General features: G+C 72.3%; 11 protein-coding genes. 6 read left to right on the top strand and 5 right to left on the bottom strand.

The window, feature by feature from the left end:
- Window positions 1–7 precede the first annotated feature (7 nt).
- Entirely contained in the window at window positions 8–715 is a 708-nt protein-coding gene (locus tag ACQEVZ_RS53995; protein ID WP_433383586.1) for a DUF4386 domain-containing protein, read from the bottom strand.
- Between the two features lie 164 nt (window positions 716–879).
- Between ACQEVZ_RS53995 and ACQEVZ_RS53990 the strand changes: the two genes are divergently transcribed.
- A complete protein-coding gene (locus tag ACQEVZ_RS53990; RefSeq protein ID WP_433383584.1) occupies window positions 880–1,995 on the top strand; it encodes a sensor histidine kinase in 1,116 nt (371 codons plus the stop codon).
- Window positions 1,992–2,657, top strand: coding sequence for a response regulator transcription factor (locus tag ACQEVZ_RS53985; RefSeq protein ID WP_344502295.1), 666 nt, complete (start codon window positions 1,992–1,994; stop codon window positions 2,655–2,657). Before ACQEVZ_RS53990 ends, ACQEVZ_RS53985 begins: the two co-directional genes overlap by 4 nt.
- A gap of 76 nt (window positions 2,658–2,733) precedes the next feature.
- Here ACQEVZ_RS53985 and ACQEVZ_RS53980 read toward each other — a convergent pair whose 3' ends face one another.
- The 3 genes from ACQEVZ_RS53980 to ACQEVZ_RS53970 form a co-directional block, all read right to left on the bottom strand.
- A complete protein-coding gene (locus ACQEVZ_RS53980) occupies window positions 2,734–3,570 on the bottom strand; it encodes a fumarylacetoacetate hydrolase family protein (RefSeq protein ID WP_433383582.1) in 837 nt (278 codons plus the stop codon).
- A 34-nt stretch (window positions 3,571–3,604) separates the two neighbouring features.
- A complete protein-coding gene (locus ACQEVZ_RS53975; RefSeq protein ID WP_433383580.1) occupies window positions 3,605–4,291 on the bottom strand; it encodes a FadR/GntR family transcriptional regulator in 687 nt (228 codons plus the stop codon).
- A 220-nt stretch (window positions 4,292–4,511) separates the two neighbouring features.
- A complete protein-coding gene (locus tag ACQEVZ_RS53970) occupies window positions 4,512–5,213 on the bottom strand; it encodes a carbon-nitrogen hydrolase family protein (protein ID WP_433383578.1) in 702 nt (233 codons plus the stop codon).
- 105 nt (window positions 5,214–5,318) lie between these two features.
- Between ACQEVZ_RS53970 and ACQEVZ_RS53965 the strand changes: the two genes are divergently transcribed.
- Both ACQEVZ_RS53965 and ACQEVZ_RS53960 read left to right on the top strand, forming a co-directional pair.
- Window positions 5,319–6,491: a hypothetical protein gene (locus ACQEVZ_RS53965; protein ID WP_433383576.1), complete on the top strand. Its 1,173-nt coding sequence runs from the start codon at window positions 5,319–5,321 to the stop codon at window positions 6,489–6,491.
- Between the two features lie 184 nt (window positions 6,492–6,675).
- Window positions 6,676–8,889: a peptidase M6 immune inhibitor A gene (locus ACQEVZ_RS53960; RefSeq protein WP_433383574.1), complete on the top strand. Its 2,214-nt coding sequence runs from the start codon at window positions 6,676–6,678 to the stop codon at window positions 8,887–8,889.
- A 134-nt stretch (window positions 8,890–9,023) separates the two neighbouring features.
- Here ACQEVZ_RS53960 and ACQEVZ_RS53955 read toward each other — a convergent pair whose 3' ends face one another.
- The gene (locus tag ACQEVZ_RS53955) at window positions 9,024–10,775 is read right to left on the bottom strand and encodes a galactose-binding domain-containing protein (RefSeq protein WP_433383572.1); all 1,752 of its coding nucleotides are present in this window, start codon (window positions 10,773–10,775) and stop codon (window positions 9,024–9,026) included.
- A gap of 224 nt (window positions 10,776–10,999) precedes the next feature.
- On the opposite strand from ACQEVZ_RS53955, the gene ACQEVZ_RS53950 reads away from it, so the two are divergent.
- Both ACQEVZ_RS53950 and ACQEVZ_RS53945 read left to right on the top strand, forming a co-directional pair.
- A complete protein-coding gene (locus ACQEVZ_RS53950) occupies window positions 11,000–12,502 on the top strand; it encodes an MFS transporter (protein WP_433383570.1) in 1,503 nt (500 codons plus the stop codon).
- Between the two features lie 37 nt (window positions 12,503–12,539).
- Window positions 12,540–13,823, top strand: a complete 1,284-nt coding sequence (locus ACQEVZ_RS53945; protein ID WP_354892814.1) for a cytochrome P450 — start codon at window positions 12,540–12,542, stop codon at window positions 13,821–13,823.
- Window positions 13,824–13,957 lie beyond the last annotated feature (134 nt).

The following is a 13,957-nucleotide window of genomic DNA, read 5'->3' as shown; positions in this document are numbered from 1 at the left end:
GGCCGGCTCAGCGCACGCCGCGGACCAGGAGCAGGACGCCGGTGGTCATCTCGAAGACGAACATCGGCGCGTACAGGGCGGGGTTGACGACCGCGGTCGCCTCCGGGAACGCGATCGTGACGAGGCTGCCCGTGGCGAGCAGCGCGGACGCCACGACGCCGAGCCCGGCCAGCCACCGCGGCACGTACCGCGACCGGTACAGCAGATAGGCGAAGACCGTCGAGCCGAGGCCGAGGAAGACCAGGCCGATGCTGTACCCGACGGTGTGGGCGCTGGTGGCCACCCAGGCCAGCGCCGCCGCCTGGTCCGGGTCGAGCGCCCGCACCTCGTCGGCGCCGCTGACGAGCTGGAGCACGACGGTGTTCGTCAACGTGTACGCGGCGAGCACCGCCACCTGCGCCAACCGCCAGAACGCGCCCAGCGCCGCCAGCGGCCAGCTGACCTTGCGCAGCAGCACGAAGTACGCCACGGCCAGCGCCGCGTCGCCGACGTCGCAGAGCAGGTCCACGGCGGCACCGACCCGCAGCAGCCGCTCGTGGTCGAGGAAACGCTGGGCGGTGTCGTCCGCGCCGGGGAACGTGCCCGGCACGTAGATCTGGGCGAACACGCCGGCCGCCATCAGCACGAGGTACAGGGCCCCGATGACCCGCGCGGCGCGCCGCTGCGCGGTGTCGACGGGCCGGATCGTCTCAGTCGTCTCAACGGTGTCAGTCATGCCCGACAGGGTGTCCGTGCGGGCGCGGGGGTCGCGTCGGTCCAGCGGCGGTGTCCGGGCTGCGCCCACCGTCGTACGCCGCCGCCCGGCTACGCCGTACGGAGTAGCCGAAGACCTCCGGACGGAGACGGTGCTGGATGCCCGGGCTGCCCTACAGTGCTCGCATGACCCTGAAGAGCCAGGTTCCGGCGCGGCGGTCCGCGCCCGGCCTGGCACTGTTCACCGCGGCCGTGCAGGTGCTCGGCACGGCCCTGCTCGCCCAGGGCCGGCCCGGGCCCGCCGGCTACACCCTGCTGGTCCTCGGCGGGTTCGCGCTGGCCGACCGGCACCGCTTCCCCCGGCGCAACTTCGTCGTCGTGGTCGCGTTCGCCGTGGCGTATCACGTGCTGTGGCCGCCGGTCGGGGTGACGCTCCTGGCGCCGGTGTTCGCCGCGTCGGCGGCGCTCGCGGCAGGTCACCGGATCCTGGTCTGGGCGGCCGCGCCGGGCGCGTACGCCGTCTGGGCGGTCCTCGGCCCCGGGGCGGCGGACCGGTTGCTCGCCGGCGCGGCCGCCGTCGCCGGACTGGGCCTGGCCGCCGAGGCCGCGACGCTGGCCGCCCGGCCGGTCGTCCGGGCGCTCCGCGAGCGGCGGCGCCTCGCCGAGGAGCGGGAGCGCCGGCAGGCCAGTGAGGCGCGCCTGCGCATCGCCGCCGAGCTGCATGACGTGCTCGGCCACCACCTGTCCCTGATCAACGTGCGGGCGGGCGTCGGGCTGCACCTGATGGACCGCGAGCCGGAGCAGGCCCGCAGCGCGCTCGACACGATCCGTCAGGCCAGCGCGGAGGCGCTGGGCGAGGTGCAGTCGGTCCTGGACTCGCTCTACCCGGACGGTCAGGCGGCCCCCCGCGCGCCGGCGCCGGGGCTGGACCGCCTCGACGGGCTCACCGCCGATGCCGGCCTGCCGGTGCGTACCGTCGTGGACGGCGAGGTCCGGGCGCTGCCCGCGCGCACCGACCGGGCGGCGTACCGCATCGTGCAGGAGGCGCTGACGAACGTACGCCGCCACGCCGGTCCCGGCGCCGCCGCGACCGTCACGCTCGGGTACGAGCCGGCCGCACTGGTCATCCGGGTCGACGACGACGGCGGCGGCGCGGCGCCGGCCCACACCCCGGCGCGGCCCGGCAACGGGATCACGGGTATGCGGGAGCGGGCCGCCACGCTCGGCGGCACGCTGAGCGCCGGGCCCGCCCCGGAGGGCGGCTGGCGGGTCCAGGCGAGCCTTCCCCTGGAGGCGGCATGATCCGGGTGGTGCTCGCCGACGACCAGACCCTGGTCCGGGTCGGGTTCCGGGCGCTGCTCGACGCGGAGCCGGACATCGAGGTCGTCGGTGAGGCGGGCGACGGCGCGCACGCGGTGCGCCTGGCCCGCCAGACCCGCCCCGACGTGGTGCTCATGGACATCCGGATGCCGGGCGTCGACGGCCTCGCGGCGACCCGGCAGATCGTCGCGGACCCGGCGCTCTCCGCGGTGCGCATCCTCGTGCTCACCACGTTCGAGCTGGACGAGTACGTTGCCGAGGCCCTGCGGTCCGGCGCGGCCGGGTTCCTGGTGAAGCACACCGACCTGGCCGAGCTGGTCCGGGGTGTGCGCGTCGTCGCGGCCGGTGACGGGCTGCTCTCGCCGGGCGTGACCCGCCGGGTCATCGAGCGGTTCGCGGCCCGCACCGCCGGCCCGGCGTCGCCGCGGCGGCTGGCCGAGCTCACCGACCGGGAGCGGGAGGTCGTCGCGCTGGCCGGTCAGGGCCTGTCCAACGACGAGATCGCCGCCCGGTTGACGGTGAGCCCGGCGACCGCCAAGACCCACGTGTCGCGCGCGATGGTGAAGCTCGGCGCGCGCGACCGTGCGCAGCTCGTGGTCTTCGCCTACGAGGCGGGCCTGGTCCGCCCCGGCTGGCTCGACTGAGGCGGGTCCGGGCCGGGCCCGCGGAGAAGGGCTGGACGAGGCGCCGGCGCCGGCGGTCCAGGCCGTCGATGGAGGGCTAGGCGAGGCGCTGGCGCTGGCGGCCCAGGCCGTCGATCTCCAGCTCCATCACGTCGCCGGCGCGCAGGTACGGCTGGCCGGGCAGGCCCATCGCCACCCCGGCCGGCGTGCCGGTGTTCACGACGTCGCCGGGGCGCAGCACCATGAACTGGCTCAGGTACCAGACGAGGTGCGGCACGTCGAAGATCATGTCGCCGGCGAGCTCGTCCTGGCGGGGCTCGCCGTTGACCCACGACCGCAGGCGCAGCTCGGGCACCGTCAGGCCGTCGGCGGGCACGAGCCAGGGGCCCAGCGGGTTGAACGTCTCGCACGACTTGCCCTTGTCCCACTGGCCGCCGCGCTCCAGCTGGAACTCGCGCTCGGAGACGTCGTTGCTGATGGCGTAGCCGGCGATGTGCGCGGCGGCGTCGGCGGGGCTGTCGAGGTAGCGCGCCTCGCGGCCGATGACGACCGCGAGCTCAACCTCGTAGTCGGTCTTGACGCTGTTGCGCGGGATGCGCACGTCGTCGTCGGGGCCGACGACCGTGTCGGCCGCCTTCATGAACACGACCGGCTCGGCGGGCGGCTCGGCGCCGGACTCCGCGGCGTGCGCGCGGTAGTTGAGCCCGATGCAGACGACCTTGCCGGGGCGGGCGACCGGCGCGCCCCGGCGGAGGTCCTGCTCGGGGAGCACGGGCAGGGTGTCGAGGGCGTCGCGGACGCGGGCGATCCCGTCGGCGGCGAGGAACCCGCCGTCGATGTCGGCGGTCAGCCCCTCGAGGCTCCGCGCGCGGCCCTCGGCGTCGAGCACCACGGGTCGTTCGGCACCGGAGGGTCCAAGCCGGGCAAGTCTCATGGGCTGCCACGGTACGAGTGAAGTGGCCAAGTGGTCAAGCCAATCCATGCCCTTCGCGGGCGACGGTCGCGATCCGCTCCAGGTGCGCCGTCATGGCCCGGCGCGCGGCGTCGGGGTCGCGCGCCTCCACGGCCGCGACGATGGCCTCGTGGTCCCCGGCCGTCCGCTCGTGGACGCCGGGCCGCCCCGACGTCATGGACCGGCTCGACCGGCCGAGCCCGGACAGGGACTCCAGCATCGCGGCGAGCAGCGCGTTGCCCGACGCGCCGGCGATCAGCCGGTGCAGCCGCACGTCGGCCTCGACCTGGTCCTCGCCGAGGATCGCCGCCCGCATGGCCGCGACCTGCTCGCCGGTGGCCCGCTGGGCGGCGAGGGCGGCCAGGGCCGGCTCGAGCAGCAGGCGCGCCTCGAACAGCTCCTCCACGGTGCGCTCGTTGAGCGCCATCACGAAGCGCATCGGCTCCAGCAGCGCCGCCGTGGACAGCCCCGCGACGAACGTGCCCGCGCCGTGCCGGCTCTCCAGGATGTTGAGCCCGACGAGCGCCCGGATCGTCTCGCGCAGCGTCGGCCGGCTGATCCCGAGCAGCTCGCTGAGCTCGCGCTCCGGCGGCAGTCGCTGCCCCGGCGCGAGCCGCCCGTCGACGATCATCTGCTGGATGGCGCGCACCGCCCCCGCCGCCGCCGAGGTGCGCTCCACCTTCGCGAACTCCGCGCCGCTCACCCCGCCCACGCTACGGCAGGCTCTGGGGTGGGCATGGGGTGGGCACGGGGTGGGCACGGGGTGGGCACGGGGTGGGCACGGGGTGGGCACGGGGTGGGCACGGGGTGGGCACGGGGTGGGCACGGGGTGGGCACGGGGTGGGCACGGGGTGGGCACGGGGTGGGCACGGGGTGGGCACGGGGTGGGCACGGGGTGGGCGGTGAGGCGGACCGGCGAGCCGCTACGGCAGGGTGGTAACGGCGAACGTGCCGGGGTCGGCGCCGGTCCGGGCGACCGCGGTGCCGTCCGGGGACCAGATCGTCGAGTGGCCGGCGGTGTCGGCGTAGCCGTCGCCGGTCGGGCCGGCGAAGCTGGCGAGCGCGACCCACACCCCGTGCGCCTTGGCGATGCGGGCGCCCCGGCAGTCCTGCTCGGCGAGCTCGTCGGCGGACATGCACATGGCGGCGGCGTAGACGTCGATGCCGAGGGCGGCGGTGCGGGCCTGGTGCTCCGGGACCGAGGTGTCCTTGCAGACGGCGAGGCCCAGCCGGTACCCGTCGACGGTGACGACGGCCGGACCCTCGGCGGGCCGGAAGCGGCGCTGCTCGGAGGTGCCCAGGTGCACCTTGCGGTAGGCGACGGTGACCGTGCCGGCGACGCCGTCCACGGCCAGGACCGCGATGTGCGGGCCGCCGGCGCCGTCGACCGGCGCGCCGGCCAGGGCGAGCGTGCCCGTGTCCTGGCAGGCGTCCAGGAGCGGGGACAGGGCGGGGTGGTCCACCGGCACCACGTCGGCGTCGAGCTCATAGCCCGTCAGTGACAGCTCGGGGAAGACGACGACCCGCGCGCCCGCCGCGTGGACCACCGCCGCGTGGGTGACGGCGTTGGCGGCCACGTCAAAGGCGTCGCACTCCGGCTGTGCGACGGCGACGATCAGAGGCATCCGTGAATCTTACGTGGCGGGCGGCCGTCCCCGAGGCCCGGCCGCACCAGGGTCACCCGCCGGCAACATCTTGACGTTCATCGATGTCGATGGTTGGCTGCAAGGGTGCTGAACCGGTGGTTCCCCGCCCTCGCGGCGCTTGCGCTCCTGACCGTCCCCACGCCCGCGCACGCCACCCCGGGGCAGCCGGAGGTGTCCGCGGACCCGTCCAACGCCTGGAGCGCCGAGCTGCGCGCCGTCGGCGGCGACGACGTCAACGTCGCCTGGACCGGCGCCGCGCTGCGGCTCGCCGACCCGTCCACCGCGCCGGGCGGGCAGCGGGCGCCGGTGGCGCAGGGCATGCTGCTCACCGCCGCGCACACCCTCGCCACGCCCGCGAACCTGGTCACGGCCGCCGTCGCCGGATCGGCGGACGTCGAGTACCGCGGCCGGCGCGGCGACCAGTGGACCGAGTGGCAGACGGCAGGCACCCCGCTCAAGGAGTCCGTCGGCGTCGTCGAGGTGCGGGTGGTCCTGACCGGGGCGGCGACCGTGACCGCCGTGCGGCTGGCGGCCTCCAGCGCGCCCGCCGCGACCGGGCTCGCCGCCGTCGGCAACGTCTACCGGGTGTACGCGACGCGCGAAGGGCTCGTCGGCGGCACCACCGCGAACGGCCACGTGATCACCAGCCGGGACCACTTCGTGGCGCTGCCGTCGCGGCGCGGCCTGTCACCGAAGGGCATCGGCGACTACACCGTGCGGGTCTGCACGACCAGCGGCGCGCGGTGCGAGTTCGCCCCCGTCTGGGACGTCGGCCCGTGGAACACCACCGACGACTACTGGAACCCGCCGGCGACCCGCCAGTCGTGGAAGGACCTCCCGCAGGGCCGGCCCGAGGCGCAGGCGGCGTACCAGAACGGCTACAACGGCGGGAAGGACCAGTTCGGCCGCGCCGTCGCCAACCCCGCGGGCATCGACCTCGGCGACGGCGTCTTCTGGGACGGGCTGCAGCTGACGAACAACGCGTGGGTCGACGTCGCCTACCTGTGGACGGCCGGCGGGCCGCGCGGCGTCATCGGCAGCGGGCCGCTGAACATCCGCGCCGGCGCCGGCTCGAGCTTCGCGAGCAAGGGCTACGCCGCGACCTACGCCCAGGTGCCGATCGAGTGCTGGGTGACCGGCCAGTCGATCGCCGGACCCTACGGCACGACGACCCGCTGGGACCGCGTCGGCGCCGGGCAGTACGTCAGCCACGCGTACATCTCCTCGACGTCAGGTGGCGCGGCACCCGCCTGCTGAATCCGTGCATTGACCGCACCGAATGCACGCGATCCCTCGTCGACACCCTCGCTATTCGATGCGAACGTTGCCGATGGATGCCGCGGCGATAGTGTGCCTTGTCAATATCATCACGGGTTCGGTCTGTCGGTTTCCGGTCGCGGTCACCCCCGTCCGGTGCTGCGGGCCGACTTGAGGAGGCTTCATGGTGCGGAAACGCCTGGTCACGACCGCGGTCGTCGTCCTCGCCGCGCCGGTGCTCGTCGCCCTGCCGGTTTCCCCGGCGTCGGCGGCCCCGGTCAAGGCGCCTGCGGCGTCCGGTGCGAGCAAGACGTCCGACACGCGGCACATGACGCGGACCCAGTTCACGTTGGACGGCAAGCTGGTCGACACGTCGAAGATGGCGAAGCCGGCGCAGCAGCGGCGCTCGCTGGCCGCGGGGGAGACCCCGACGGTCGGCACGGTCCGTCAGTGGCTGGGTTCGGACGACTACCAGGGCCGGCTGTACCGCAAGGACTACGTCCTGCGCGGTGTCGGCGAGCACATCGAGGTCTGGGTCGCGGTCGACACCTCGTTCCCGGCGGGCGACTGCCGTAACGCGGTGCCGAACACGACCACGGTCACCGACGCGCAGGTGGCGAACTTCATCCACGAGTTCGACACCAACATGTACCCGAAGGAGACCGCCGCCTTCAGCACGCCGCCGAACCGGGACGGCAGCAACGCGCTGCTCGGACCGGACGCCAACGGCAACGGCGGCGTCTACACCGGCGGCGGCGAGAAGACGGTCACGCTGGTCGACAACGTCCGGGACGACAACTACTACACGTTCCCGGCCGCCACGACCTACATCGCGGGCTTCTTCTCGACGCAGTTCAACGAACTGTTCGACCGCAACGTCATGACGATCGACGCGTACGACTGGGAGCACCGTACCGGCGCCAACCCCGTCGACGCGCCGAGCAGTGACGTCTGCACCAGCCGCCCGGCCCGGCCGACCCTCTACGAGGGCACGTTCGCGCACGAGTGGCAGCACCTGCTGCTGTCCTACGTCGACCCGAACGAGACGACGTGGCTCAACGAGGGTCTCGCGGACTTCGCGCAGACGCTCACCGGCTACGTCGACGGCACCAAGACGGTCTACGACAAGGGCGGCGACAGCCACCTGTACTGCTTCCAGGGCTACGGCCCGGTGCAGACACCCTTCAACCCCAACCCCCGTGACTGCGGTGGTGCCCAGAACTCGCTCAACCTCTGGGGTGAGGGCGGCAGCGGCGCCGGTGTGCTCGCCGACTACGGCAACGCGTACCAGTTCCTGCTGTACCTCTACGACCACTACGGTCAGGACATCATCGAGAAGCTGCACCGCGACGGCGCCCTGCAGGGCATCAAGAGCGTCGACGCGGCCGTGAAGGCCGAGGGTGCCAAGGACGCGTACACGGTGCTGCACGACTACCAGTCGTCGGTGCTGCTGGACAAGCTCCTGGACGACTCGCGCTGGAGCCTCGTGCTCGGCGCCGACAAGTCCAAGGTCACGTCGAAGAGCGTCCGCTCCTCGGTGAACCTGGCGAACACCCAGAGCTACAGCGTGCCCGGAGCGGCCCCCAACGGCGCCGACTACGTGCTGCTGCAGAAGAACGGCACGGCCATCAAGGGCAAGGACCTGCGTTCGCTCAAGTTCACCGGCGCGTCGGCCCTGCCGTCCCTGCCGCTGGCCTGGACGCTGGTCAACAACGACCCCGACCGGCCGGGCAACTCGGTGCTGTTCTCGGGCAACGCCAACAACACCGACGCCACCGCGGTCATCCCGGTGACGGTCCCCGCCTCCAACGCGACGCTGACCTTCCAGGCGAAGTACGGCGCCGAGCTCGGTTACGACTACGGCTACGTCGTGGTCTCCACCGACGGTGGCACGACCTACACCGCGATCCCCGGTGACAAGACCGTCGACGCGCCGCTCGGCCCCGGCCTGAACGGCACGACGAACGGCTTCGAGGCGCACAGCTTCGACCTGTCCGCGTTCGCGGGCAAGTCGATCCTGCTGGGCATCCGCTACGTCAGCGACGGCGGTGTCAACGAGGGCGGCCTGCTCGTCGACGACATCGCGCTCGGCGGCACCCTGCTGAGCGACGGCTCCAGCCTGGCGCCGTTCGACTCGCCGACGGAGATCACCCCGGTCAAGGTCAAGAACTGGCACGTGAAGCTCGTCGGCATCGACGAGGCGAACCACCTCGCGTGGCAGTTCGAGTTCACCGGTAAGAACAGCATCACGCTCAACTGGATCCAGCTGGCGCTGCTGTCGCTGTTCCCGAAGGTCGTGGCGGTCGTCGCCTACGACGAGCCGACGGAGCAGGTCCAGCAGTACGCGCCGTACACCCTCACGGTGAACGGCGTCGTCCAGCCGGGCGGAGCTGCCTGACACCTCCGGGTGCCATGACGGCGGGCACCCCTTGCCTCGTGCGAGGGGTGCCCGTCGTCGCGTTTGCCGCTGCTGTACTGAGTGTCGCGCGCCGCTGAGAAGGCGCTACCGGCCTTCAGCGTTGCTGTGACGCGTCACCAGCCGACGGCCACCAGCAGCCACTGCGGGTTGCCGTGCGAGACGAACGACGACTGGCCGGCGTAGTCGTCGTACGGGAACCCGTATGACAGCTTGTCGATGGCGTGGTCGTGCCAGAACTTGGCGTAGTAGTTCGCCGGCGCGGCCTGGTAGTACAGGCTCGGCGTCGACCAATCCGACTGCGGCAGCTGCCGCACGTGCCGGTTGAGCGCCGCGCAGTTCGCCGGGTCGTTGGCGAGCACCCCGGCGCAGCCGAAGACGTCCGACGTCGGGGCGTTGATGCCGTACTGCGAGGCGTACGCGGTGAAGTAGTTCGCGTTGACGCCGCCGGCGCGGAACGTCGGGTCGCTGCCCGGCGCGATGATCCGGTACGGCGCCTGCGACTGTGCCAGGACGTCGAACTGGGCCGGCACCTCGTCGATGAACCGCTGGAACGTCGCCGCGCGGCTCTCGGCGAACGTGGCCTGGTCCTCGCCGACCTGCACGTCGTAGCCGTCGCGGGCGTGCAGCCGCATCGCCAGCTTCAGCCCGAACGCGTCGACGCGGGTGGTGTTGCCGTTGAAGACCGACGGCCCGACGGTGAACTCGATGAAGTCGTAGTACTGGCTGTTCGGGCTGCCGAGGTAGAAGTACATCCGGCCGGCGGAGTTGGCCGGCATGTCCAGGTACGGCTGCTCGGCGATGCTGTGCGTCTGGCCGTTGAAGCTCCAGTACACCTGACTGTCGGGGTACTGCCCGTTGGTGCGGTTGAGCACCTTGACCATGACGACGTTGGACGGGTTGGGGATGGAACTGGTGTCGCCCCAGAACGACCCCGGCGGCTGCGAGGTCGGCGGCTGCGACGTCGGGGTCACCGGTCCGGTCGTGCGGACCTGGAACTCCCACAGCGAGTAGCCGTAGGCGGTGGCGCGGGCGGTGCCGTTCATCCGCACGTACCGGCCGCTCGCGTTGACGGTGAGGGTCTGGACGCCGCCGGTGCCGGCGGTGGTGGAGTAGATCGACGTCCAGGTGCTGCCGTTCGTGGAGACCTGGACGCTGTACGCGCTGGCGTAGGCGGCCTCCCAGTTGAGCACCACCTGGCAGATCGTGGCGGTGGCGCCGAGGTCGACCTGGATCCACTGCGGGTCGCTGAACGCGCTGGACCAGCGGGTGCCGGTGTTGCCGTCGAAGGCGGCCGACGCGGGCGACGCCGCGTTCTCCGTCGACGACGCGGTGGCCGGGCGGCCCTGGGCGGCGTTCGCCGTGCCGCAGCCGGTGCCGCCGGTCGTGCCGTACACCTGGAACTCCCACAGCGAGTAGCCGTAGGCCGTCGCCCGGACGGTGCCGTTCATCCGCACGTAGCGGGCGCTGCCCGACACGGCGAGGGTCTGGACCCCGCCGGTGCCGGTGGTGGTGGAGTAGGCGGTCGTCCAGGTGGTCCCGTTGGTGGACAGCTGGATGGTGAACGAGCGGGCGTAGGCGGCCTCCCAGTTGAGCACGACCTGGTCGACCGTGGCGGTCGCGCCGAGGTCGACCTGGATCCACTGCGGGTCGCTGAACGCGCTGGACCAGCGGGTGCCGGTGTTGCCGTCGGTGGCGAGGGCCGCGCCGGACGCGGCGTTCTCCGTCGACGACGCGGTGGTCGGCTTGCCCTGCGACAGCAGGGCGCCGGCGGCACTGGCCTCCGTGGTGACGGTGACGGCGGCGTACCCGGCGATCAGGGTCGCCACGAGCAGACCGGCGAGGCGCCGGCCCTTGAGTCTGTGCATGGTGCTCTCCCTGGGCATGGATAGGGGCGTGCGGGACCGTCGCCGCGCCGTGCCGATGCACCGGGAGGGCGGTTGCCGGTGCTGGCGGGCGTCCGGTCGTACCGTGTGAAGAGAGCGCTCTCTCGGGACTCAGCGTGGTCGATCGGTGGTCCAGCGTCAAGACCGCGTTTTGAGGTTCGCCGATGCGGGCACGGGGCTTGTCAGGGAATCCTGGGAGGTGCACCTTGTCCGACACGCAATCCAGCCCTCAGTCAGCCGCAGGGTCGACCGGCGGCGTCATCCGCAGCCTGATCCCGGCGCGGATCGACCGGCTCACCTGGGCTCCGTTCCACACCAGGATGGTGTTGGCGCTGGGCACCGCCTGGGTCCTCGACGGCCTGGAGATCACCATCGCGAGTGCCGTCGGGGCGGTGCTCAACAAGGAGGAGACGCTCGGGCTCAGCAGCACGCAGGTCGGCGCCATCGCCACCGTGTACCTGCTGGGCGAGGTCTTCGGCGCGCTGCTCTTCGGCCGCCTGTCCGACGCGCTCGGCCGCAAGAACCTGTTCATCGTTACGCTCGGCGTCTACCTCGCCGGCAACGCGCTGACCGCGCTCACCTGGGGAAACAGCACGCTGAGCCTGATCTTCCTCTACCTGACCAGGTTCATCGCCGGGGCCGGCATCGGCGGTGAGTACGCCGCCATCAACTCCGCGATCGACGAGATGATGCCGGCGAAGTACCGCGGCCGCGTCGACATCGGCGTGAACGGCACCTACTGGGGCGGCGCCATCATCGGCACGCTCGGCACGTACATCCTGCTGAACCACATCTCGCTCAACATCAGCTGGCGGCTCGGGTTCCTGATCGGGCCGATCATCGGTCTGCTCGTCTGGAACCTGCGCAGGCACCTGCCGGAGAGCCCCCGCTGGCTGATCATGCACGGGCGCGAGCGGGAGGCGGAGGAGAGCATCGCGGCGATCGAGCGGGACGTGGAGCGGTCGGGCCAGACCCTCGCCCCGGTCGACGAGCGCGCCGCCATCGAGATCAAGCCGTCCGCCTCGCACGGCTACCTGTCGCTGGTCAAGGTCCTGTTCCGGCGGATGCCGTCCCGATCGGCGCTGTCCGCGACCCTCATGATCACGCAGTCCTTCCTGTACAACGCCATCTTCTTCACCTACACGCTGGTGCTGTCGAAGTTCTACGACGTCGACGCGGAGAAGACCCCGATCTACCTGATCGCCTTCGCCGTCGGCAACCTGGCCGGCCCGCTCCTGCTCGGCCACCTCTTCGACACCATCGGCCGCCGCAAGATGATCACCGGCACGTACCTGCTCTCCGGCATCCTCCTGGCCATCTCGGCCTGGATGTTCGACGCGGGGATGCTCAACGCGTTCACGCAGACCCTCGCCTGGTGCGTCATCTTCTTCTTCGCCTCGGCCGGCGCCAGCTCCGCCTACCTGACCGTCAGCGAGATCTTCCCGCTGGAGATCCGGGCCCAGGCGATCGCCGTGTTCTTCGCCATCGCCCAGTGCTTCGGCGCCATCGGCCCGATCTTCTACGGCTGGCTCATCGGCGAGGGCGAGGACCCCGGCAAGCTCTTCATCGGCTACCTGATCGGCGCCGCGGTGATGATCGTCGGCGGCGTCGTCGCATGGTTCCTCGGCGTCGACGCCGAGGGCAAGCCCCTGGAGGACGTCGCCGTCCCGCTCTCCGCCGTCACCACCCGCCCTCGCTCGACGGGCTGACCATCACCGGGTCCCGCTCATGGTACCGTCTAGTACCATGAGCGGGACGCTGGTGCGGTGGGCGACGAGGCACGGGTTCGCGCGACTGGGCATCAGCGCCGCGGCCCGCAAGGGTGACCCGCAGGCGCGGTTCTTCGTCGACCCCGCCGTCCGCGCCGACCCGTACCCGTTCTACGACCAGATCCGTGCGCAGGGGCCGCTGGTCCACGGGCGGATCATGTGGGCGACCGCGCGGCACGACGTGGCGTCGGCGGTGCTGCGCAGCGAGGCGTTCGGCGTCGGGTTCAACGACCAGCGGCTGCCGGCGCCGATCGCGCTGCTGTGGCGGCTCGGCCGGCGCACCGCCCCGATCGGGCCGGTCGACCCGCCGTCGATGCTCGTCACCGACCCGCCGGACCACACCCGCTACCGGCGGCTGGTCTCGAAGGTCTTCACCGCCCGGGCGATCGAGGCGCTGCGGCCCAAGATCGAGCGGACCGCCGAAGAGCTCCTGGACGGCCTGGGCCCGCGGTTCGACCTGGTGGAGCAGTACGCGGCGCTGCTGCCCGTCACCGTCATCGCCGACATCCTCGGCGTGCCCCTGGCCATGCGCCGGCAGTTCCTCGACTGGGGCACCATGGCCGCGCCGACGCTCGACCTGGGGCTCACGTACCGGCAGTACCGGCGCACCGAGATCGGCATCCGGCAGAGCAACGCGTGGATGCGCGGGCACTTCGAGCGGCTGCGCCGCGAGCCCGGCGACGACCTGCTCAGCCAGCTGGTGCACCTGGAGGGCGAGCAGCTCACCGACGACGAGCTGCTCGCCACCGCGGGCCTGCTGCTCGCCGCCGGCTTCGAGACGACGGTCAACCTGCTCGGCACGGGCGCGGCGCTGCTGATGGCGCACCCGGCGCAGCTGGAGCTGCTGCGGGACGACCCGTCGCTGTGGCGCGGGGCCGTGGAGGAGATGCTGCGGTTCGACTCCCCGGTGCAGAACTCGGCACGCATCTGCCAGCGGCCCGTGGAGATCGCCGGCATCCAGCTGCAGCCCGGCCACGTGGTCGTGCCGATGCTCGGCGGCGCCAACCGCGACCCCGCCGTCTTCGCCGACCCCGGCCGCTTCGACGTCACCCGCGCCAACGCCCGCGACCACCTGTCCTTCTCCGGCGGCGTGCACTACTGCCTCGGCGCCGCCCTGGCCCGGCTGGAGGGCGAGATCGGGCTGCGCACCCTCTTCGACCGCCACCCCGGCCTCACCGTCGCTGGCGAGCCACGGCGCCGCAAGACGCGGGTGCTGCGCGGCTACGAGTCGCTGCCCGTCGCCGTGTCGGTGACCGTCTGACCTCGGCCGTGTTTCCGGCGGAACAATTCCGCCGCATTTCCGCACGCCGATGAAATGACCGGCAGCGACGAAACAATGCCGACGCGAAATTGTTGTTCCCACATCACACGACGCCCCGAGGATGCATGCCGAGG

It is taken from the genome of Dactylosporangium sp. CA-152071 (assembly GCF_050936335.1).
Taxonomy (GTDB): domain Bacteria; phylum Actinomycetota; class Actinomycetes; order Mycobacteriales; family Micromonosporaceae; genus Dactylosporangium; species Dactylosporangium maewongense.
Note: the sequence above shows the minus strand (reverse complement) of the source record. Positions and strands in the feature narration are given on the sequence as shown.

Bases quoted from the DNA above. Each gene is read 5' to 3' on its own strand.
- ACQEVZ_RS53985 (WP_344502295.1), top strand. From the start codon at position 1,992: ATGATCCGGGTGGTGCTCGCCGACGACCAGACCCTGGTCCGGGTCGGG.
- ACQEVZ_RS53945 (WP_354892814.1), top strand. From the start codon at position 12,540: ATGAGCGGGACGCTGGTGCGGTGGGCGACGAGGCACGGGTTCGCGCGA.
- ACQEVZ_RS53995 (WP_433383586.1), bottom strand. From the start codon at position 715: ATGACTGACACCGTTGAGACGACTGAGACGATCCGGCCCGTCGACACC.
- ACQEVZ_RS53980 (WP_433383582.1), bottom strand. From the start codon at position 3,570: ATGAGACTTGCCCGGCTTGGACCCTCCGGTGCCGAACGACCCGTGGTG.
- ACQEVZ_RS53970 (WP_433383578.1), bottom strand. From the start codon at position 5,213: ATGCCTCTGATCGTCGCCGTCGCACAGCCGGAGTGCGACGCCTTTGAC.
- ACQEVZ_RS53955 (WP_433383572.1), bottom strand. From the start codon at position 10,775: ATGCACAGACTCAAGGGCCGGCGCCTCGCCGGTCTGCTCGTGGCGACC.
- ACQEVZ_RS53990 (WP_433383584.1), top strand. From the start codon at position 880: ATGACCCTGAAGAGCCAGGTTCCGGCGCGGCGGTCCGCGCCCGGCCTG.
- ACQEVZ_RS53960 (WP_433383574.1), top strand. From the start codon at position 6,676: ATGGTGCGGAAACGCCTGGTCACGACCGCGGTCGTCGTCCTCGCCGCG.